This window comes from Marinobacter changyiensis (assembly GCF_009193265.1).
Taxonomy (GTDB): domain Bacteria; phylum Pseudomonadota; class Gammaproteobacteria; order Pseudomonadales; family Oleiphilaceae; genus Marinobacter; species Marinobacter changyiensis.
This window is the reverse complement of sequence record NZ_VZZZ01000002.1, coordinates 345,209-365,742: the sequence shown is the minus strand read 5'-3', so window position 1 is coordinate 365,742 and position 20,534 is coordinate 345,209. Positions and strand designations below refer to the sequence as shown.

The window sequence follows — 20,534 nt, the reverse complement described above, 5'->3', positions numbered from 1 at the left end:
ATGTTCAGCAAAATCCTGATCGCCAACCGGGGCGAAATCGCTTGCCGGATTATCCAGACCGCCCATCGCATGGGCATCCGCTGTGTCGCCGTCTACTCTGATGCTGACCACGATGCCCGCCATGTTGCCATGGCCGACGAAGCGTTCCGGATCGGGCCTGCCCCCAGCAGTGAGAGCTACCTGCGGGCAGATAAAATTATCGAGATCGCGCTCGCCAGCGGCGCCCAGGCCATTCATCCGGGCTACGGTTTCCTGTCCGAGAACACCGACTTTGCCGAGGCCTGTGCCGCCAATAACCTGGTCTTCATCGGGCCGCCCGCTTCCGCGATCGCGGCCATGGGGTCCAAATCCGCCGCCAAGGCCATCATGTCAGACGCCGGTGTGCCTCTGGTGCCGGGCTATCATGAAGCCGACCAGTCACCGGACACGCTCCGCAAAGAGGCTGACAAATGCGGCTATCCGCTGCTGCTGAAAGCCGTGGCCGGTGGTGGTGGTAAAGGCATGCGCGTAGTGAACAACTCAGGCGAATTCGATGACGCCCTGGCCGCGGCCAAGCGCGAAGCCAAGAACGCCTTTGGCAACCCGGACATGCTGATCGAGCGTTACCTGACCCAGCCCCGGCATGTGGAAATCCAGGTGTTCTGTGACCAGCACGGCAACGCCGTTTACCTGGCCGAGCGGGACTGCTCGGTGCAGCGTCGCCACCAGAAAGTGCTGGAAGAAGCCCCGGCCCCGGGCCTGTCGGAAGCGACCCGCAAAGCCATGGGTGAAGCCGCCGTCAAGGCTGCCCAGGCGATCAATTATGTCGGCGCCGGCACCGTTGAATTTCTCTACGACGTGGACGAGTCTTTCTTCTTCATGGAGATGAACACCCGCCTGCAGGTGGAGCATCCGGTGACCGAAATGGTGACCGGCCAGGATCTGGTGGAATGGCAGTTGCGGGTCGCCGACGGCGAGCCCCTGCCGCTGGAGCAATCCCAGGTGCGTATTCGGGGCCATGCCCTGGAAGCCCGTATTTACGCGGAAGACCCGGACCAGGATTTCCTGCCTGCCACCGGCACCCTGCGTTACCTGACCAGCCCCGATGAAAGCGCCCATGTACGGGTCGATACCGGGGTGGTGGAAGGCGATGAAGTCAGCGTTCACTATGACCCGATGATCGCCAAACTGATCGTCTGGGATGAAAATCGCGAACAGGCCATCAACCGTCTGGTGCAGGCCCTTGAGCACTACCGTATCGCGGGTGTCAAAACCAACATCCGCTTTTTGCACGCGCTGGCAGACGCCCAGCCGTTTCGCGAAGCAGACCTCAATACCGGCTTTATCGACAATCATCGCGACCTGTTGTTCCCGAAATCCCGGCTCGACATCCACAAAGCCCTGGTGCTCGCCGCCGGTTTTGTCCTGCAACAGCGCAAGGCCGGGGAGCGGCAAAGTGCCGATGTCTGGTCGCCGTTTGCCCGTCAGAATAGCTGGCGCATGAACTCGGAGTATGCCCAGCCGCTGCATCTGCAAGTGGGTGAAGAAATACACGAGCTCAAGATTCTGGAACGGGACGAGAACTATCAGGTATTCGTCGGCGACAGCGTCTATCACCTCAACGCCCGGCTCGATGACGACTACCTGCAGGCGGTCATCAATGGCCATCGCCTGAGCGTGCACGGCAACCTCCACAATGATCAGCTGGTGCTGTTCTACGAAGGTGATACCTTTAACTGTACGATCTATCGCGAAACCTTCGGCACCCAGGACCTGGCCGCCGAGGGCAGCCTGAAAGCGCCCATGAACGGTGCCGTCGTGGCGATTCTGGTAGCCGCCGGTGACGCCGTTACCGCCGGCCAGACCCTGGTGATCATGGAAGCCATGAAAATGGAGCATTCCATCAGGGCGCCTGCCGACGGCGTCGTCAGCGAGTTGTTCTTTGCCGAAGGCGACCAGGTCGCGGAAGGCAACGAACTGCTGGCGATTGATGTGATTGACGTAACAGAAGAGGAGACCATCTGATGGCGTTTCCCAACCACATCCGGCTGGTGGAGATGAGCCCTCGCGACGGCTTGCAGAATGAGCCCGGCGACGTCATCGCCACCGCCATTAAGACCGGCCTGATTGATCGTCTCAGCGATTGCGGCCTGAGCCATATCGAAGCCGCCAGCTTTGTGTCGCCCAAATGGGTGCCGCAAATGGCGGATGGCGCCGAGGTAATGGCCGGCATCAAGCGGCGACCGGGTGTTCGCTACTCGGTGCTGACACCCAATCTCAAAGGCTTCGAGAATGCCCTGGCCGCGGGCGCCGATGAAGTGGCGGTGTTTGGTGCGGCGTCCGAATCGTTCAGCCAAAAAAACATCAACTGCTCCGTGGCCGAAAGCCTTGAGCGCTTTCAGCCGGTGATGGAAGCGGCCCAGAAAGCCGGCATTCAGGTCCGCGGCTATGTGTCCACGGTGCTGGGCTGCCCCTACGAAGGCGAGATCGCCCCGGAAAAAGTCGCCACGGTTGCCCGGGCCCTGCTGGACATGGGCTGCTACGAGATTTCCCTGGGCGACACCATAGGCGTCGGCACGCCCCTGAAAGCCAAGCGCATGCTGGAAGCGGTGGCCAAACAGGTGCCCATGGAACGCCTGGCGGCTCACTTTCATGATACCTACGGCCAGGCGCTGGCAAACCTCTATGCGGTGGTTGAGGAAGGCGTCGCGGTGATTGACTCCTCCGTGGCCGGCCTCGGCGGGTGCCCCTACGCCAAGGGCGCTTCCGGCAACGTGGCCACCGAAGATGTGCTCTACCTGCTGAACGGGCTGGGTATCGAAACCGGTGTGGATCTGGACAAACTGGTCGCCACCGGCAACTGGATCAGCCAGCAGCTGAAGCGTCGCAACGGCTCGAAAGTCGGCCAGGCGATGTCGGTATAACACCACGTTTAACGGGTGAGAAGGCAACTGTTCCAGGATACTCATAACAACAGCGATCAATAAGGACCAAGCCACCATGGCCAAAGACCACAAACCAACGGGGTTGAACCTGCCGGTACCGGAACTAAACGACCTGCCGGAAGAAACCCGTCGCTACTTTGAGATCTGCCAGACCAAACTTGGGATGGTCCCCAACGTGCTGAAAGCCTACAGCCAGAATCTGGCCCAGCTGGACGCCTTCACCCGCATTTACAACGAGATGATGCTGGGGGAAAGCGAGCTCGACAAGCTGGAGCGGGAAATGGTCGCCGTGGTGGTGTCATCCGAAAACAAATGTTTCTACTGCCTGGTCGCCCACGGCGCCGCCGTCCGTAAATACAGCGGTGACCCGACTCTGGGTGAGCACCTGGTGATGAACTATCGCAGTGCTGACCTCAGCCCCCGCCACCGGGCCATGCTGGATTTCGCCTCTGCCCTCACCCGGTCCCCGGCGACCGTGACCGAAGCGGATACCGAGGCACTGCGTCAGGCCGGCTTCAGTGACCGGGCGATCTGGGACCTGAGCAATATTATCGGCTTCTACAACATGACCAACCGCGTGGCGATTGCCAGTGACATGCGGCCGAATCCCGAATATCACAGCCAGAGCCGCCAGCCGGGGGAATAAGCCCGCTGGATCTCCACTACAAAAACAACTGGAGGCAGACCATGAACCCGATACTACCCAGCTACACCAGCGGTATCTCCGACAAACCGCTGCTCGGCATGACCATCGGCGATATGCTCGACCGCACCTCCGGGCAATTCCCCGACAACGATGCCCTGATTGCCCTGCACCAGAACATCCGCTGGACCTACCGCGAGTTCCAGGCCGAAGTGAACCGCTGTGCCCGGGCCTTCCTGGCCATAGGCGCCAAACGCGGAGACCGTGTTGGCATCTGGTCCCCCAACCGCTACGAGTGGACCGTCACCCAATTTGCCACCGCCAAGATCGGCGCGATTCTGGTCAACATCAACCCGGCCTACGGCGTTCACGAACTGGAATACGCCCTTAACCTGGCCGGCACACGGTTTCTGGTGACAGCGGATGCGTTCAAGGCATCGGACTATCGCGCCATGCTGTACGAACTGGCCCCCGAGCTGAAAAACTGCCCTCCGGGCCAGTTGGAGTCCGAGCGGTTGTCGCAGCTGGAAGGCATCATCAACCTGGATACCCGGCCTCACGACGGCATGTGGTCCTGGGCGGAGTTCCTCAAGCACGCCGACGAGGCGGACCAGTCACAGGTAGACGAGGTGCAGGCCACCCTGCAGTTTGATGACCCCATCAATATCCAGTTTACCTCCGGCACCACCGGTGCGCCCAAGGGCGCCACCCTGTCCCACCACAACATCCTCAACAACGGCTATTTCGTTGCCGAAAGCCTGAACTTCACTGAGCACGACCGGCTCGTTATCCCGGTACCGCTGTATCACTGCTTCGGTATGGTCATGGCCAACCTGGGCTGCGTGACCCACGGCTCCACCATGATCTATCCCGGTGAAGGCTTCGAGCCACGCTCGGTACTGGAGGCTGTGCACAAAGAAAAGGCCACCGCACTGTACGGTGTGCCCACCATGTTTATTGCGGAACTCAGCCATCCGGATTTCGAGCAGTTCGATCTCTCCAGCCTGCGCACCGGCATCATGGCGGGCTCCATCTGCCCGTCGGAAGTCATGAAGCAGGTCAACGGCAAGATGCACATCAAGGATCTGCAGATTGCCTACGGCATGACCGAAACCAGCCCGGTGTCCACCCAGACCCGCTCTACCGACCCGTTCGAGAAGCAGGTCACCACCGTGGGTCGCACCCAGCCCCACCTGGAAAACAAGATCGTCGACCCCGCCACCGGTGCCGTCCTGCCCCGGGGTGAAATTGGCGAACTCTGCACTCGCGGCTACAGCGTGATGCTGAAGTACTGGAACAACGAAGAGAAAACCCGCGAAACCATCGACGAAGCTGGCTGGATGCACACCGGCGACCTGGCGGAAATGGACGAAGACGGTTATGTACAGATCGTTGGCCGCATCAAGGACATGGTCATCCGCGGCGGCGAGAACATCTACCCGAAAGAAATCGAAGAATTCCTCTACACCCACCCGGCCGTGGCCGAGGTACAGGTAACCGGCATTCCCGATGAAAAGTACGGTGAAGAACTGATCGCCTGGGTAAAACTCAAACCCGAAGCCGGCGATGTCAGTCCGGAAGACCTGCAAGCCTTCTGCAAAGGCAAAATCGCCCACTACAAAATCCCCCGCAACTTCAAGTTTGTGGAAGACTTCCCCATGACCGTCACCGGGAAGATCCAGAAGTTCAAGATGCGGGAGATTTCTATTGAGGAGATGGGGTTGAAGAAGTAATTGGGAGTCCCGGCTATTTTCTGAGGCTCGGCCTGAGTTGCAAGCTTGCCTTTACTGAAAAAGCGCCCTGTTTACTGAGCATGGCGCTTTTTTTGTGGCTTCAGGAGACTCTAAGTCAACAATATATGGAAAAACAATCGTTGCGACCAATATCCCGGAAAAGTTCGTCATAGTCGTTAATTCTCGATACACTTCAATAAGTTAACTGTTTAAAAAATAATGGAATAGTGATCGAAACGATCACTTTCGTAGCTACCGAATTCTACGAGATTGGCGGAACTCATTGACCTAACGGTATTTTGTGCCTAGGTTTGAATATTACTTTTTGGACATATGAGTCTCTGGAAAAATGATCGTGGCGACACATATACAAATAATGGGATGGACGCCCCTCTTAAGCTGATAATGGCCTGTGAACTCAGTTGAGAGGTGAGTCATGGAAACGATATCTGTTATTGGTCTCGACTTGGCGAAAAATGTGTTTCAAGTCCACTGCGCGGACGAGAAAGGTTGCTGTCTTCAGTCCAAGGCGTTGCGGCGCGCTCAACTGCTACAGTTTTTCGCGATGTTGAAGCCGTGTCTGGTGGGTATGGAGGCATGTGGGAGCTCGCACTATTGGGCGCGGCAGCTGCAGATGTTGGGGCACGACGTGCGACTTATGGCACCGCAATACGTCAAGGCCTATGTGAAAACGAACAAAAATGATGCCGCTGATGCCGAAGCCATCTGCGAGGCGGTTACCCGGCCGGGCATGCGCTTTGTTGACATCAAGACGGAGGAACAGCAAGCGATACTGCTTCTACATCGGGACAGAGAGGGTTTAACTCGGGACAGGACGGCACTGATTAACCGGCTTCGGGCCACGCTCGCAGAATTCGGTGTAGTAACGCCTACGGGGCCACAGCGATTGAAGCACTGGTTCCAAGAGGACTACAGCCACTATGGCACCGCCTTATCCGCCTTGGTGCAGCGCCAGGTAGAGAGAATGCGGACAAGGCTGCGCGGGCTGGATGGTGAGATCGCCGCACTGGATGTCGAGATTGACCTGACAAGCCGAAGTAACGAAGCATGCCAGCGTCTTGAAGCCGTACCCAGTATCGGTCGGCTGACGGCCTCAGCACTGGTAGCCACCGTGGGCAAGGGTCAATCGTTCAAATCGGGTAGACAGTTCGCGGCTTGGCTGGGCCTTGTCCCACGTCAGCACTCCAGCGGGGGCAAATCGCGCTTACTGGGGATCAGCAAACGGGGCGATGGGTATCTACGGCGGATGTTAATTCATGGTGCCAGAGCAGTGATCAGGCACATGAATCCTAAACGCTCGGTCACGGGCTGGCTGGCACAGCTTTCTGCCCGGACTCATCATAATGTGGTGATTGTGGCTTTGGCCAACAAACTGGCGCGCATTGCGTGGGCCATGCAGTACAGAGAACGGACGTACTCTGAAGCACTTGTTGCTGGCCAGAGATAGCAAAACGAACTTCATGGTTGTGCGTAGGTAGGTATGACATTGATGGCGATACGGTTCGAACCGCGGCCTGGAAAGTCTGGTCCTAACATCGTTCATAATAGAACGACCAAATGTTTAGACCCAGGTCGGCGGATTTCATCAGGGATCGAGGCGCTGCCTCATAAAGAATCCGAATAGATGGCTGCATAACCGCATTGTGATCGAGTCGCCTACTCGCACAAACCGGGGCGTCCATAGATGTTATATTTTTAAGGATAACCGATGATAAGAACTGTCGCCGAAATGCTCCAAGGATTCATTCAGGAGGAAACCAAAAAGCTTGATTCATACGCTATCAAGCACGGTCCTACTATCGGCGACATGTACGAAGGCTTGTCTGCTGAGCTGCTAAATAGATCAATCCCCGAACAGCTTAATCTGCGCATTGTGAGTGGTTTTGTAACGGATGGCGACGAACACGTCTCTGGCCAAATGGACTGTATGCTTGTTCAGGGCGAGGGCGAGAAAATTCCTTACACGGATGCCTATAAGTGGCACGTGCGTGACGTTCTTGCGGTCCTCGAAATAAAAAAGGGCCTTTACTCCAAGGATCTAATAGATTCGTTTCTCAAGTTGCGCCAAGTGTCGGAGAGCTATTCAAAATATCTATTCGAGGGCAAGCATAAAAATAATCGCCGAGTGGATCTATCGTCCTCTTATCGAATATTCTCGCAAATCACTGGAGTTGCTGCTCCAAACTATCACGAAAGAGAAAAGCTGAGTAAAGAGAACGAGTTGATCTACACAACGGTATTCATGGAGCAGTTGACGCCGCTCAGAATCGTTCTTGGCTACCATGGTTATTCAACAGAGCACGGTTTGAGAGAAGGGTTGATCAAGTTTTTGGAAGAACAAGGCAGTGGCCCAGGGTTCGGGGTTAGTGCGTTTCCTCAGTTAATCGTTTGCGGCGGTAATTCACTTGTAAAGGCAAATGGCAGGCCATACTCGTCTCCAATGCGCGATGGGTACTGGGATTTCATGTGCTCAAGCAGAGCCAATCCGATTGTCTTTATCCTTGAGATGATATGGACGAAGTTAGAGCTTGAGTTCAACGTCCGAATGCCTTGGGGAGACGATCTCGAAATTGAGGGATTGAACGAGTTTTTGAGGGCCAAACCCGTTTTCGGTGAGGAGCAAAGTGGCTGGGAGTTGCGGTACGAAGAGCTATCACCCAAGACGCTTGAATCCCGCGCGACATCATCTGAGTGGGAGCCTTTGGAAGTAACGAGTTCCCAGTACGCCATTTTCACAAAACTGACCAATGAGGACATTGATATTAACGAACCAGGTTTTGTGGAGTTTGCAGAGAAAGAAGGTGGCTCAGTTGAGGAATTTTTAAGGCCCATGATTGGCTCTGGTCACATAGCTCTTGATGGCTCGCTACTAAAGCTAACTACTGAAAGTCTCGTTGCAGTTATCTCCCCTGACGGAAAATTTCTGGTTGCCGAGAACAACACAGGGAGAGTGGAAGCTTGGCTTAAGAAATCCTTGGGTAAAAAAATATAACCATTGCAGGCACGGCGACGTCTTTTACATTCCGGCTTTGCCTCCATTCCAAAGCCGCGCATGCTGCGGTCGTTATGAGCTTCAGGCTATTTGTAAATAGGATTCACTATGTTTAAGACACGTCGATACAATAAGAACTCTGACCAAGTAGAAATTTGGGAGTATGAATGGGTTAAGGAAAGCGGCGTTTCTAAGAAGCGCTTCGTAAGAAGAGTATCAATAGAGGATCTCACCAAAGATGCTAAACCGCTTGATCTAGTGCCAGGAGAAGCTGTTTGTTGGTCATTCGAGTCAACAATGGGGAATATTGCTGTCGATTCATCTTCAGTTTTGGGTGAATTTGATGGCGATTCTGGAGATGACGCGCTATTACCATGCGAAATAATAAGGGCCGGTAAATTTCGTAATGGGAAGCCGCGCTGGTATTGCAGGACGCACTTAGTTTATTGGGGCGTGAAGGCTGACAAGATTAATCATAAAAATGATGATGAAATAAAATGTGGTAACGCAGACATGAGGTTCAGTTATATAAAGAACCCTTTGGTTGTTGATATAGATGAGTTTGATGAAATTGGAATATGGTGCGCTCTCCCTGCGGCCTTATCAAGCAATGATATTGAGAGTTGTCAACCGCTTGTTCATGTACACGCACGATACAAAGCGGAGGCAAATAAAGTAATTGATGATAATTACCCAGCCATAATTTGTAAAAACCCTGGAAAAGCGGATCTTTTTGGAGCTACTGAAATAGATCAGATTCAAATTACGCCTCCAGCAATAATCGATTTTTTTGAACTACTTATTTCCAATAAATTTAGCGATCTTGGTTGTGTGTCCTGTAATAAGTGCGGGTTTCCACATCTTGATTTAGGTAAGTTTGCAAAAGAGGCTCATGCAAAGCATTTCTGTGCCAATTGCGGGAATGATAGTACATGGACTAGGCCTGAGATAATTTCAAACCCTTTGAAGGTTTTGCATGATCACTTCAAGTACGGAAATGAGTACGAGATTGTCGATAAAAAGTTAAATATTGATGATTACAAAGGTGAAGTAGATTATGAAATATGGGCATCAACTCCGGCGGTAGTATGGACTGGTGCAAGACCCCAAGAACAAGGTATCCATGTACATTTGACCGAATTAAATGGAGGAAAACGAATTATAGATGATACATTCGGGGAGGTCATACTTAATGGCAATCTTCTAGATAGAGAAGAGCTTCTAAAAAATATGTTAGACTTCTGCGTGCGCAACTAAATATATAAAAATCATAACAAGTTGCTGCACGCGAATTTGATAAAGCTGACACCTTTTTCGCTTAAGCAAAAAAGTCGCCAACTTCACCAAACCGATGAGTAGGGCGTTAGATAGAGTCTGGAGAAAATTTGGAGAGCAAATGGGAAAAATACAATTACCAAAGGATGCGCTCAAAAGGGTTAAGATCGGGCAAGCATTTGCTGAATACGATATTATCAGAACAGATCCTGAGTTATTTGTCGCAACTCCGTCTACCCTAAGCTCGCTAGATCCAGACGGGCAAAACTGTTTTTATATTGGCAGGCGAGGTGCAGGGAAAACTGCAATTACCTTTGAAGTCCAAAGAAAATTTCAACGGTGTATTCACATTATTCCTCAGATTTTTGATCTTCTTACCTTGCCTCTTGAGCATGAGGAGTTTTTCGATACCCGCCAGAGACCGTTCAAGTCGTTGATGCATTCGATGGAGCGAGCCTTGGTAGATGAGGTCATCAAAGCATGGGCCGAAAACGGAATCTTCAAGTTTGATAGGTCATACGATCATATAAAGCGTGAAAGAGGCTTGATAGAGGATTGTGACTTTGACTCCCGTATTCTCAACTTAACAGACGAGATCTTTGAAGCATATACCAAAGAAAATGATAAGTTGTGGTTAAGGCAAATAAAAAGAAGCAAGGAAATAATTCAAGAAGCCAATTCTATTGCTACTAACGGCGCGTATGACTACATTCTTCTGGTTGATAGATTGGATGAGTCTTGGGATGGATCAGAGTCGGCAATAATCTGCCTTATGGCGCTAATGCACGCTACGGTCAGGCTGCGAGCCTCTTCCAATTTCATTCGACCCTACATTTTTATAAGGGAAAATATATATGACCGAATAAGGGCTTTAGATAACGAATTCTCCAGATTAGAAACTTCATCGGTATTCCTTGAGTGGTCTGAAAGGAAGCTTATTGAGCTAGTCGAAAGAAGGCTAGTAAGACCATTTAATACCAAACCTAAACTTGGAGGCGAAGCTTGGAGCTATTTTTTTGAGGAGGATGGTAAAGAATCAAGCGCAGCAAGAGTGATGAAGCTTTGTCAACATCGCCCAAGAGATGTGTTGATGCTCTGTAGTTATGCAATTGATAATGCTATCAATGATGGAAATAGCAAGATAACCCATCAAGACTTGAATGATGCATCAATAAGGTATAGCACCAGCCGGTTAAAGGACCTTGAAGATGAGTTTGCAGAAAATTATCCAAATATTAGTTTAGTGTTGGAATATTTCTACGGTTTGGGTAATCAGTTCACAGTTAATGCAGTGGAAGATTTTATTCAGAAACTCTTGATAAATGAATCCATTTCAAAGCATTGTAAAGATTGGTTGTTCGATCACACAACACCATACAGATTCGTCGAGGTTCTTTACGGAATCGGTTTCCTTGGAATCAAAAGAAAAGGAGGAACTCAGTATAAAGAGTCTGGAAAAGACTCAAACGCAAAACCTGCCTTTGATAACAACACCATATTCGAAATACACCCCACCTACCACGAAGCGCTAAACCTGAGACCTGTGCTTATTTCAGACTTAAAAGATGAGGTAATGCTGAAAAATGAGGGCATCTTGGAGGAAATTCCTGAAAGTTTTCAGCTAGACGATTATAAAATGACGTTGGAAGATGTCCTTAAGCAATTAAAGGAGTTGCCTGTCGGAAGGGATGGAGCCAAAGAATTTGAAGAAGTAGTTGGAAACATAATTAGGCTATGTTTTTTTAGATCGTTAACCAATGTCCACCCTTCTGAAAGGACTCTCGATAATACAACAATAAGAGATTGGGTCGCCTCTAATAGGGCTACGGGTGGATTCTGGGAGATGGTTAGAAATAAATATGGGGCTACTCAAATTGTATGGGAATGCAAAAACTATACAGATTTGAAGGCAGACGACTTTCACCAGCTTCAGTATTATTTAAACGACACCTTTGGACGATTTGGCATCATTGTTTTTAGGGGAGATGAGGTAAAAGAGTCCTACCTAAAGCATGTTTCTAATATCGCTACGAGGAACCAATCCGGGTTGGTCATGATATTAACGCAGAAAGATATGGAAGTTTTTTTTACGCCAAGCAATAAAAGGGGGGTTCAAAGAAAGTCATATACACGACAGGCATGACTATTTTATCCGTAAAATATCGTAAATATCTAACAAATTGCTGCACTCGGAAAAATTACCCGCTGCGCGCCTAATTTTCCGGTGAGCAAAACGTTATATCCCCCTAAATATCAAACGAAAGTAGCGGCTTATGTCAGAGTCAGAAGAAAAGCAGGAAGCGAAATCTTTCATTACTCTGGAACTGGATACAGGTCCACGCGAATTCCAATCTTTGGAGGAACTGAAAGAGTGGGCAGATCAAGAGCGCTCTTTCTTCGCTTGAAAGCGAGAAACCGGGACACCCATTAGCCAGCCATAGTCCAGACACAAGGAAAGACCTGCCCGCTTTTTTATAGCGGTTTTTGGTTCCCTCAGATGCACACCCGCTATTTCAACATTGGTTACGGACTGATCCGCACCAGACACCCATCAGGATCAAGGATAGCTCACCGAGCTATTCCCTGGCTTTCCCCAAAAAAGCATCGGTGCCTGACCGCGTCCAAATGGTACAGATAGATGGTTAGTCGCTTTCACGACGCCAGTCTCAGATTGGCTCACTGTCAGGACGCATCAGGCACTCAGCGTGCTCGGGAGAGTGCGTGGAGACTCATTCAGATTTCTGATTCAGCCATTCCGACAGTGCCCATCAGAGCGAACCAGCGACGGAGTCGCAATGACAGTTCTGTAACTTTGGGGAGCGCAGAATTCATGAAAGGACGTTGTGGTCCCAAGGGCTGACACATAGTATGAAGGGCCAGTTGATGATCGATATCAGGTCGCCGGGGCCAATATGCAAAGGTGTGAACTTCAGGCACCATTCTCGTAGCGCAACCAGAGGGTAGTCATGCCAACTCACCGCAATCGCAATGCACAGTCCTTCGCTGCAAAGATCGTCGGCCTCGCAATCGCTGCTCCGCAGGTTATCGCTCATCGCTTGGCTCGTATGGCAGCGTCTGGCCTTACTCCTTCAGAGCGCGACCGCAAGGAGTTCCAGTTGATGTCAGCGGAGAAGGTGGACGCGGTCAAAGAATCCTTGAACGCCATGGCATTGCAGACCATCCGAACCAATCAGGCGCTGGCGGCTGGTTTTTTCCGCTCCTTCTGGGCAGGTGGTCACGCCCCCGCACGCATAGCAGTCGACCTGCAAAATGGCGTCCTTGGTATTCTGAACAAAGGCATCGCACCGGCTCATCGCAAGGCCACGGCGAATGCCAAACGTCTGGCACGCACCAAACGCCGTTAGAAACCGGGACACCCATTAGCCAGCCCCGAGAGTTATTCGGGTACTGGAGCGCATCATCGCCTGGCGAGGCTATCCCGGTAAATTGCGTAGGGATAACGGTCCCGAACTTACCGGGGCGAGATTCTGAACATGTTTGTTTTCCGGGACCCGACACCGATTATTCAGCTTTGCTTCATCACATCGCTTTTTTCAGCTCACCATAGTCACCATCGGTACGGAGCACCAGCGTGATGTCATTATCGTTCCGGTTGCGAAAAAACCAACCATGGTTGCCGGTAAATGCTGCTTCCAACTCGCCTTCATCTTCCGGAACGCCCCGGCCCTTCTCGTAAGAGATGGATTGGCCACTGCCGTCACCGTGCGTGTCGTAATTGATGGGGCCGCCCTCGGATACCCATGAATAGCGAGCAACGGCACCTTCGTTCATAGTGAGTTTGTACTCGGTGCCTTCACCGGGGCCAAGAACGACACGCACCTCGTCCTACCATTGGGGTTTCGCGGCAGGCGTTGGTGCAGGCTCTTCCACTTTTGGCTCGGCTTAACTGAAAACCGGGCCAGATCTATTTTTTGCTCAATATTAACGTTAGCCACAAAGTATGGGCATAGAAGAACTACGAGAATTGAGGGACAACGAGCCAAATCCCGTTTCGGTTGCCACGGAGCCGGGCTCCTACGAATGTCGTGAAGTGAGAAAAAATGATTGACCGCAAATATCACAGAATCGTGTTTTCGTTTTTCATGTCACTGCTGATGTCCCGCATCTTGTCGCTGGTGATCAGTGTTTTTAACGTGGGTTGGGTCAGCAATATCATTTCAATCTGGCTGAATGCCTGGCTCTTTGCGTTTGCAGTCGCCTTAACTACTATAATGGTGGTGTCGCCAGTGGTTCACAAGTTGGTCAGCCTGGCTTTGAAGGAAGAGGCTTGATTCTCAATCCCTGTGCGACACGGAGTCCGTTCTGAACGAGCCTGAGAAGAAAACAATGACAGCCTACGTAATCGGCCAGATCACCGTAAAGGACCCGGACAAATGGGAAGAATACCGGAGCAAGGTACCCGCCACACTCGCTCCGTGGGGTGCCGAGCTTGTGCTACGTGGCACGCGGGCGAAAGTGCTGAGCGGGCAACACCCTCACACGGATACCGTTGTTATCCGCTTCCCGGACCCGGAAGCCGTGATCCAGTGGCACAGCTCCGCTGCCTATCAGGAACTGGTGCCTCTGCGTAACCAGGCGGCGGACGTGGATCTGATCAGTTATGAATCCGAGTCATAGGCATCTTGCCATGCTTGAAAAACCCCACCATCATGCCTGAAGTCGCCCAGGCGCGAGATTCCTTGGAATCTCAGCGCACAAGCGTCACCGGGGAATCTGATCGGGACTCGGCTCAGATCCCCCGGGCAGTCCGTACCACCCGGACCAGGTCGGAACCGCCTGCGCAGAAGTTCTCCCGATCATCGACGTCGTGCGCGGAGACCACAGCGACCACGTACGGCCCTTCGGACCACCAGGCGAACATGGGCCCGCCGGAGTTCCCCGGATTGATATCGGCGTTGGTATCCATGGCGCGGCCGGACCCGAAGTCCCAGGCATGCTCGTCCAGCCACTTGCTGCGTTGCCAGGTCGGCCACATCGCCCCTCCCACATCGCCGGGGTACCCGATGTTGTACCAGTACGGCTCGTCATCCCAACTACTGCTGTAGCGGCGGGTACCGAGCCAACCGAACCGGTCACCGATCGCATCCGCAGTCTCGAGCACCGCGTAGTCCTCGTCGAGCTCCGTCCACCCGACGGAGCCCGTGACCCGGGTGAAGGCGGTAACGCGTATGATCGTTGAGACTGCGGAGACCGTGGCTCCGGCCCGGTGGACCTCCACGACGCCGTTGACACCTCCCGGCACCGACCAGTTGACCACGTGGCTGGCGGTAAGTACGTGGCGGGGCCCCACTAACACGCCGGACCCACTACCGACGCTGGTCACGACCTTGCACACGCACCCCCAGGGATAGGATCGATCGTTGTAGGTTCGTCGTTCGTCCGTCCCCAATACGACCGCCGGTTGCAACTCCTTGCCCCGGAATCGGATTCGGGGCCGGTAGCCTTCCTGGCGAAGTGCGCGATCCGGTTTACTTCGTATGGCTTCCCATGCCGGGAGGAACGCCTCCAGGGCCTCGTCGGAAACGTTCTCGAGATCGTCGGGAGAAAGCATGTTCACCTTGAACGGCTCAAGCTCCATCCTTCCTTCGATTCCCCGGAGTTCCTTCGGCACCTTCTTCCGCGCTTCGCGGTCGATATCCTCGCACAACACTCGGAGCATCGGGCGATCCGTGTTGCACTCCCCTTTTCCATCACGTTTGCGGGCACGCCGGCCCTTTTGGTTTGCCATTGTCACCTCCCGGCACGAGCGATCGGTCAAACAAGTAGCTTCTCCAATAAACACCCGAAACCGGAACAGATCTATTTTTAGACCTGTCGAACTTGCTTGAATACTTCTGTCCCGGTATTGGAATCGCCGTCAGATTGAAGCGGTTTTCTCCGGAGGCCGTATCACTTATGATGCCGGCGTCTGGCGAGCAGGCTGCGGATAGTCAGTCCCACTAGCGCCAGTGCCAGTAACATCAAGGTGGCAGGTTCGCGCACCGACGCCACAGGAGGTAACGGCTCATCAGGGTCACCTCCCCCCGGGGAAAATGCTGTAATAAGTCGGGTCCAGTCTCCGGGGCTTGAAGCGCTCCAGCTGATATCCACCAGTGAGTCATCCCCTCCCGGCGCGAAATCCGTGGTATCACCGCTTTCCACTCCTCGAAGTCCGAAGTCCGCATAATCAAATCCGTCAAGACCTAACGGATCATCACTGCCAAACAGATTGGTGTCACTGGTGATAAAGGCAAAAATCTCAGAGTCGAAGTTCAGCTGGGACGTAACTCTGGAATTACTTCCGTTACCCGGGTCCCACTGAAAGTAATGGCTCGAAACCACCGTACCGGCTTCAATAAAGACTCCTGCGGAATCCATGCCTATAAAAACCGAATCCGGATCAGCAACCCGGTTTACATATAGATTTTCCGTCAACGTTACATTCTGTTTTTCGTCCCACCCAAGAAGCACTCCATCATTGGGGTTCGCCACAATAGGGTCAGGGATTGGCGCCTCGTCCGGTGCTACCAGGCAAGCATTGGCCCCCTCGCAACTGTTATAGCCCTCCAGTGTTGCGTGGGCCGGTATGGAAAAGACAACAAGGCAAATCAAGGCTGCGAGATTTCCGAAAATACGACGCATGCCGTTCCCCTTAATCTCAGCATTGTGAATTCAAACACCACGAAAATGGACGCAGCATTTAAGCCACCCTTTTGATAAAGGCGATTATTTAACCAGTTACGCAAAGGGCGTAAATGAGACGAAGCGGAAGTTGTAAAAAAAGGTGACGCTTTCAAAAGAAATCGGGCCACCCATTAGCCAGCCGGAGTCAAGGCACAATAAAAGACCTGACCGTTTTTTTGTTGCGGTTTTTGGTTCCCTCAGATGGTTAGCCGCTCTCGCGGTGCCAGTCTCAGAGTGGTTCACGGTCAGGGCGCATCAGGCACTCAGCGTGCTTGGGAGAGTGCGTGGAGCTCCGCCTGGAAAGGACGTAGTGCCGCTTTGATCACCTCAATATCGTTTGGCAGACGTCGCTGCAAAACGACGTTGTCCTGAGCGTCGATAATGACGGCAACGCTGTTGTTGGAATGAAGATCAATGGCGCAGAATAGACTCATGTCAGCCTCCTGTAGTGGCAGGTTTGTTTTGCCAACTACCAGCCTACTCCCGAAGACGGACTATGGGAGGCTGGCTACATGATCTTCAGAATTATTTAAGCAAGTTCGACAGGCTTAAAAATAAATCTGATCCGGTTTTGGTCCTGGCTGGCTGGCGTTATAGGCTAAGCATCGTCGAAACAGGAGAAAACTTATGGGTCCCGAACATTTTGGCTGGGGCGGTTGGTGGGTTTTCCCCATAGTCATGCCACTCGTTATGGTCTTGGTCCTCATCATTGTATTTTACCTTGTGTTTGGCCGAGGTGGGCCCAAGCCGCCGTGGCGGAATAACTCCGAAGGACCGTCGAATCATAATAAGGATCACGAAACGGCGATGGAGATACTTAAGAAACGCTACGCAAAGGGTGAGATAGCGCGGGAAGAGTTTGAGCAGATCAAAAAAGACCTTGAGAGTTAACTGGGGGACCACCCAAAAAGGGTGCCATCAACGCTAGAAGAGCATGATTATGGCCGATATAGTTCTGGAGTCGACGATCAAATGCCCAAACTGTGGCCACCAGAAAACGGAAACTATGCCTACCGATTCCTGCCAGTACTTTTACGAGTGCGAATCTTGTCGTAGTTTACTGAAGCCGAAGCAGCGAGACTGCTGTGTCTTTTGCTCATATGGCACAGTACCGTGTCCGCCAATTCAGCAAGGGTCAGGTTGTTGTGCTCCTGGCCAATAAAAGTCGCAGCATTACGCGCTCGAACGCCGCCGCTGTGCTCGGCGTCGCGATGACAAGTACGGTGAAGAGCTGATCGCCTGGGTAAAACTCAAACCCGAAGCAGGCAACGTCAGCCCGGAAGACCTGCAAGCCTTCTGCAAAGGCAAAATCGCCCACGTCAAAATCCCCCGTAACTTCAAGTTTGTAGAAGACTTCCCCATGACCGTGACCGGGAAGATCCAGAAATTCAAGATTCGGGAGATTTCTATTGAGGAAATGGGGCTGAAGAAGTAACTGGCACCCCCCTGGCCTGCTGTTATCCGGAGGCCCCGGCTATTTGTCAGGGCCGGGCGGAAGCTGTAAGCCTACCGTAACTGAAAAAGCGCCCTGCTCATTGAGCACGGCGCTTTTTTTATGCCTGCGGGACACTCGCAGTCAGAAACAAGCAGGTAATCAATCGTTGCAACCACGAGCCCCGCCTTTTTCACAATTCAGTGCGCCAGCGAACAGACCAGACGAAGCCGACTACCTATTCTGAAACCGGATGAGGCGAAGGAGCAGCCTTTACAGGAAGTTACGTCCCGCGCCACACGGAAGCCGGCGCAAGCCCGATGTCGGATTTATAAAATGAGGAGTTTTCAATGAACAATATCGTCTATATCGTCGGTGCGGTGGTTATCGTTTTAGCGATTCTTTCCTTTCTCGGGTTTCGTTAAGGCGTCCGCCTCACAGGTTTTTCCTTAGCACTTTCTGGCAGCGCCTGATCCTCAACCCGCCCCGCGGTATCGCTGACCGCTACTACATCAAAAGTCCAGCCCCGAGAACGGTCCCAGCCTTTCTCGGCTTTTAATGGCGCCGGGCCCACCGGATATTGCTCGTGCATCCGAGAGGCGTCGTTATTGGCCATAAATCGGAGAAAATAGCCGGTTTTTTGCGGAACCTGCAGTCAATGGCTCGTTCCAGTTTGTCGAGGCCAAGGTTCAGGTAACCGGCATTCCCGATGACAACTATGGTGAAGAACGGACCGCTTCGTCTTTGAATCCTGGAGTGTAATGTTTGCTGCTCATGGCAAATCCTCCTATGCTTTTGTCATTGGACAGGAGCGTCCACTGCACCGAGGTAAGGCCAAGTAAAGGATATAAAGGTCAAGGATATGGGATATTACTGCAATCGTATTGGGCTGATGGCGTGTGTAATTCTGCTCGCAGGTTGCGCTTCGTTGCCAAATAATGTTGAACGTACTCCTAGCTATGCGAGCACGGATACAGCCGATACGCGCTTGGGCCTGGTAAGCCGCAACGAGGAGCAGGCGCATCTTGGTCAATCCGGGTTTCATGCTCTGGAGCACGGGATCAACGCCTTCGCCTCGAGGCTTTCTGTGATAGTGCACGCAGAAAAGACGCTCGATTTACAGTATTACATCTGGCACGACGATCTCACCGGGAAAATGCTGCTTAATTATTTGTTGGCCGCCGCAGATCGTGGTGTGCGGGTGCGAATATTGTTGGATGACCTGAATACCTCCGGAATGGATGAGGCACTGGCCATTATCGATGCCCATCCCCGGATAGAAATACGTTTGTTTAATCCCTTTGCGAATCGCAGCGCCCGTATTATGGATATAGTCTCCGACTTTGGCCGTATTAACCGCCGCATGCATAACAAAGCGTTGATAGCGGACAATCAGGCAGCGATTGTCGGTGGGCGAAATATCGGTGATGAGTATTTTGATGCGTCTGGAGAGTTTGGCTTTGCCGATATGGATGTGTTGGCGGTTGGCCCGGTGGTGAATGAGGTGTCACAGTCCTTCGATCTGTATTGGAACAGCCAATGGGCTTTTCCGTTGATCGCCTTGAGTTTGCCGGACGCCCCCAGCGAGCCCGATTGGCGAGCGCTGGAGGCTCGGTCGAACAATTTTATTGCTGAGGCCGAATTGACACCTTACGTCAATGCTTTGCGTACCTTCAATATCGATACCTTACCCGAAATAGGCGATATCAACTTTTCGTGGGGACAGTGGAAGCTGATTTATGATCAGCCGAATAAAGTTGAGAGCAAGGGGGTAAAAAAGGATACCTATTTGGCGCCAACGTTAAAGGAGTGGATGGATAATGTTGAGTCAGAATTAATTATAGTATCTCCGTATTTCGTACCGGGTACGAAATTTACCGAGTTCCTGACGGGGCTGGTGGATAAAGGAATCAAGGTGCGGGTATTGACCAATTCGTTGTCTGCAAACGATGTGGCGATAGTACACGCTGGATATCAACGCTACCGTAAAGATCTGGTTCGAGGTGGCGTTGAGCTGTACGAGTATAAACGCGTAAACGCAGATGGGGGGGAAGAAACTAAAACCAAAGCCAAATGGCCAGGGGCTTCGCTGGCCAGTTTGCACGGAAAATATTTGGGGGCAGACAAACGATTTGTGTTTGTTGGCTCCTTTAATATGGATGCACGTTCGGTGGCACTGAACACTGAATTAGGTGTGCTGTTTGAAAGCTCAGAATACGGCCAACGACTATCGAGGGCTTTTGATGAAAACATTATTCAGGTGGCTTATCGGTTGACACTGGATGAAGACAGCAACCTGCGCTGGACAACACTCGAGGCCGGTGAGTTAGTTGAATTCGATAGCGAACCCCTAACCGGCTTCTGGAAACGTTTTTACACCAATTTGCTGTCGATTTTTGTTCCTGAAAGTCAGCTTTGATGTGCCATTTTTGAACGCGTTTGTGTGGTGATCGAAACCCGGGACACCCATTAGCCAACCGTAGTCAGGATACAATAAAAGACCTGACCACTTTTTGTCGTTGCCCGAAAGTGCCCCCTCCCCCGCTCCTTGCGCCTTGCTCCTTGCTCAAAACGCGAAGACTGAACAGGTTCAGTTTCACCCAAGCATGAAAGCCCGTTATTGCTTCCCTTGCTGATCCCGATGGCCGCGTTTGGAAGCCGATATGGATGGACCCGGCAGCGATGCCTCCACAAGAGCCAACAACCCTGAGTGAGCCCGCCTGACACCGCGCTTCGGTGCGAAACTCCGCGACCTATCGAATCCTGCTCCGAGTCGACTCTGTGGTCTAGCGTACAGAAGTACCCTTGAATTTTCGGTCATTATAGTAAA

General features: G+C 52.2%; 18 protein-coding genes and 1 pseudogene. 15 read left to right on the top strand and 4 right to left on the bottom strand.

Features of this window, described 5'->3' with window-relative positions:
* The 9 genes from F6Y09_RS07485 (at position 1) to F6Y09_RS07445 (ending at position 12,953) form a co-directional block, all read left to right on the top strand.
* Complete coding sequence (locus F6Y09_RS07485; protein WP_152206294.1) at positions 1 to 2,004, top strand: acetyl/propionyl/methylcrotonyl-CoA carboxylase subunit alpha; 2,004 nt, start codon at positions 1 to 3, stop codon at positions 2,002 to 2,004.
* Positions 2,004 to 2,903, top strand: a complete 900-nt coding sequence (locus F6Y09_RS07480) for a hydroxymethylglutaryl-CoA lyase (protein ID WP_152206293.1) — start codon at positions 2,004 to 2,006, stop codon at positions 2,901 to 2,903. Before F6Y09_RS07485 ends, F6Y09_RS07480 begins: the two co-directional genes overlap by 1 nt.
* Positions 2,904 to 2,979: 76 nt before the next feature.
* On the top strand, positions 2,980 to 3,570 hold the full coding sequence (locus F6Y09_RS07475) for a peroxidase-related enzyme (protein WP_152206292.1): 591 nt from the start codon (positions 2,980 to 2,982) through the stop codon (positions 3,568 to 3,570).
* Between the two features lie 41 nt (positions 3,571 to 3,611).
* Complete coding sequence (locus F6Y09_RS07470; RefSeq protein ID WP_152206291.1) at positions 3,612 to 5,300, top strand: AMP-binding protein; 1,689 nt, start codon at positions 3,612 to 3,614, stop codon at positions 5,298 to 5,300.
* Between the two features lie 436 nt (positions 5,301 to 5,736).
* Positions 5,737 to 6,768, top strand: coding sequence for an IS110 family RNA-guided transposase (locus F6Y09_RS07465; RefSeq protein ID WP_152206290.1), 1,032 nt, complete (start codon positions 5,737 to 5,739; stop codon positions 6,766 to 6,768).
* Between the two features lie 261 nt (positions 6,769 to 7,029).
* Complete coding sequence (locus F6Y09_RS07460) at positions 7,030 to 8,313, top strand: DUF6602 domain-containing protein (RefSeq protein WP_152206289.1); 1,284 nt, start codon at positions 7,030 to 7,032, stop codon at positions 8,311 to 8,313.
* Positions 8,314 to 8,421: 108 nt separating this feature from the next.
* The gene (locus tag F6Y09_RS07455) at positions 8,422 to 9,570 is read left to right on the top strand and encodes a hypothetical protein (RefSeq protein WP_179959365.1); all 1,149 of its coding nucleotides are present in this window, start codon (positions 8,422 to 8,424) and stop codon (positions 9,568 to 9,570) included.
* A gap of 139 nt (positions 9,571 to 9,709) precedes the next feature.
* A complete protein-coding gene (locus tag F6Y09_RS07450; RefSeq protein WP_218944118.1) occupies positions 9,710 to 11,731 on the top strand; it encodes a P-loop ATPase, Sll1717 family in 2,022 nt (673 codons plus the stop codon).
* Between the two features lie 823 nt (positions 11,732 to 12,554).
* Positions 12,555 to 12,953, top strand: a complete 399-nt coding sequence (locus tag F6Y09_RS07445) for a polyhydroxyalkanoate granule-associated phasin (RefSeq protein WP_152206288.1) — start codon at positions 12,555 to 12,557, stop codon at positions 12,951 to 12,953.
* Between the two features lie 175 nt (positions 12,954 to 13,128).
* On the opposite strand, the gene F6Y09_RS07440 is transcribed toward F6Y09_RS07445, so the two are convergent.
* Positions 13,129 to 13,428 (bottom strand): hypothetical protein, encoded by a 300-nt coding sequence (locus tag F6Y09_RS07440; protein ID WP_246180387.1) that lies wholly within the window; start codon positions 13,426 to 13,428, stop codon positions 13,129 to 13,131.
* 221 nt (positions 13,429 to 13,649) lie between these two features.
* Here F6Y09_RS07440 and F6Y09_RS07435 point away from each other — a divergent pair, with 221 nt between their 5' ends.
* A complete protein-coding gene (locus F6Y09_RS07435) occupies positions 13,650 to 13,880 on the top strand; it encodes a DUF2798 domain-containing protein (RefSeq protein ID WP_152206287.1) in 231 nt (76 codons plus the stop codon).
* 55 nt (positions 13,881 to 13,935) lie between these two features.
* A complete protein-coding gene (locus tag F6Y09_RS07430; RefSeq protein ID WP_152206286.1) occupies positions 13,936 to 14,226 on the top strand; it encodes a DUF1330 domain-containing protein in 291 nt (96 codons plus the stop codon).
* A 112-nt stretch (positions 14,227 to 14,338) separates the two neighbouring features.
* Here the strand turns inward: F6Y09_RS07430 and F6Y09_RS07425 are convergent, their stop codons facing one another.
* The 3 genes from F6Y09_RS07425 to F6Y09_RS20105 all read right to left on the bottom strand — a co-directional run bounded on the left by F6Y09_RS07425 (position 14,339) and on the right by F6Y09_RS20105 (position 16,706).
* Positions 14,339 to 15,337, bottom strand: coding sequence for a trypsin-like serine peptidase (locus F6Y09_RS07425; protein ID WP_152206285.1), 999 nt, complete (start codon positions 15,335 to 15,337; stop codon positions 14,339 to 14,341).
* Between the two features lie 161 nt (positions 15,338 to 15,498).
* A complete protein-coding gene (locus tag F6Y09_RS07420; protein WP_152206284.1) occupies positions 15,499 to 16,230 on the bottom strand; it encodes a hypothetical protein in 732 nt (243 codons plus the stop codon).
* A 305-nt stretch (positions 16,231 to 16,535) separates the two neighbouring features.
* A complete protein-coding gene (locus tag F6Y09_RS20105) occupies positions 16,536 to 16,706 on the bottom strand; it encodes a hypothetical protein (protein WP_179959364.1) in 171 nt (56 codons plus the stop codon).
* A 193-nt stretch (positions 16,707 to 16,899) separates the two neighbouring features.
* Between F6Y09_RS20105 and F6Y09_RS07415 the strand changes: the two genes are divergently transcribed.
* From F6Y09_RS07415 to F6Y09_RS07400, 4 genes and pseudogenes are all read left to right on the top strand, one after another.
* A complete protein-coding gene (locus tag F6Y09_RS07415) occupies positions 16,900 to 17,163 on the top strand; it encodes an SHOCT domain-containing protein (protein ID WP_218944117.1) in 264 nt (87 codons plus the stop codon).
* Between the two features lie 43 nt (positions 17,164 to 17,206).
* A complete protein-coding gene (locus F6Y09_RS20495; RefSeq protein WP_425481818.1) occupies positions 17,207 to 17,434 on the top strand; it encodes a GDCCVxC domain-containing (seleno)protein in 228 nt (75 codons plus the stop codon).
* Between the two features lie 48 nt (positions 17,435 to 17,482).
* A pseudogene (locus tag F6Y09_RS07405) lies at positions 17,483 to 17,707 on the top strand (AMP-binding enzyme); the annotation flags it as partial.
* An 859-nt stretch (positions 17,708 to 18,566) separates the two neighbouring features.
* The gene (locus tag F6Y09_RS07400; RefSeq protein ID WP_152206282.1) at positions 18,567 to 20,123 is read left to right on the top strand and encodes a phospholipase D family protein; all 1,557 of its coding nucleotides are present in this window, start codon (positions 18,567 to 18,569) and stop codon (positions 20,121 to 20,123) included.
* Positions 20,124 to 20,534: the final 411 nt, after the last annotated feature.

Coding starts and splice junctions, on each gene's coding strand:
- F6Y09_RS07485 (WP_152206294.1), top strand. CDS start 1: ATGTTCAGCAAAATCCTGATCGCCAACCGGGGCGAAATCGCTTGCCGG.
- F6Y09_RS07480 (WP_152206293.1), top strand. CDS start 2,004: ATGGCGTTTCCCAACCACATCCGGCTGGTGGAGATGAGCCCTCGCGAC.
- F6Y09_RS07475 (WP_152206292.1), top strand. CDS start 2,980: ATGGCCAAAGACCACAAACCAACGGGGTTGAACCTGCCGGTACCGGAA.
- F6Y09_RS07470 (WP_152206291.1), top strand. CDS start 3,612: ATGAACCCGATACTACCCAGCTACACCAGCGGTATCTCCGACAAACCG.
- F6Y09_RS07465 (WP_152206290.1), top strand. CDS start 5,737: ATGGAAACGATATCTGTTATTGGTCTCGACTTGGCGAAAAATGTGTTT.
- F6Y09_RS07460 (WP_152206289.1), top strand. CDS start 7,030: ATGATAAGAACTGTCGCCGAAATGCTCCAAGGATTCATTCAGGAGGAA.
- F6Y09_RS07455 (WP_179959365.1), top strand. CDS start 8,422: ATGTTTAAGACACGTCGATACAATAAGAACTCTGACCAAGTAGAAATT.
- F6Y09_RS07450 (WP_218944118.1), top strand. CDS start 9,710: ATGGGAAAAATACAATTACCAAAGGATGCGCTCAAAAGGGTTAAGATC.
- F6Y09_RS07445 (WP_152206288.1), top strand. CDS start 12,555: ATGCCAACTCACCGCAATCGCAATGCACAGTCCTTCGCTGCAAAGATC.
- F6Y09_RS07435 (WP_152206287.1), top strand. CDS start 13,650: ATGATTGACCGCAAATATCACAGAATCGTGTTTTCGTTTTTCATGTCA.
- F6Y09_RS07430 (WP_152206286.1), top strand. CDS start 13,936: ATGACAGCCTACGTAATCGGCCAGATCACCGTAAAGGACCCGGACAAA.
- F6Y09_RS07425 (WP_152206285.1), bottom strand. CDS start 15,337: ATGGCAAACCAAAAGGGCCGGCGTGCCCGCAAACGTGATGGAAAAGGG.
- F6Y09_RS07420 (WP_152206284.1), bottom strand. CDS start 16,230: ATGCGTCGTATTTTCGGAAATCTCGCAGCCTTGATTTGCCTTGTTGTC.
- F6Y09_RS20105 (WP_179959364.1), bottom strand. CDS start 16,706: ATGAGTCTATTCTGCGCCATTGATCTTCATTCCAACAACAGCGTTGCC.
- F6Y09_RS07415 (WP_218944117.1), top strand. CDS start 16,900: ATGGGTCCCGAACATTTTGGCTGGGGCGGTTGGTGGGTTTTCCCCATA.
- F6Y09_RS20495 (WP_425481818.1), top strand. CDS start 17,207: ATGATTATGGCCGATATAGTTCTGGAGTCGACGATCAAATGCCCAAAC.
- F6Y09_RS07400 (WP_152206282.1), top strand. CDS start 18,567: ATGGGATATTACTGCAATCGTATTGGGCTGATGGCGTGTGTAATTCTG.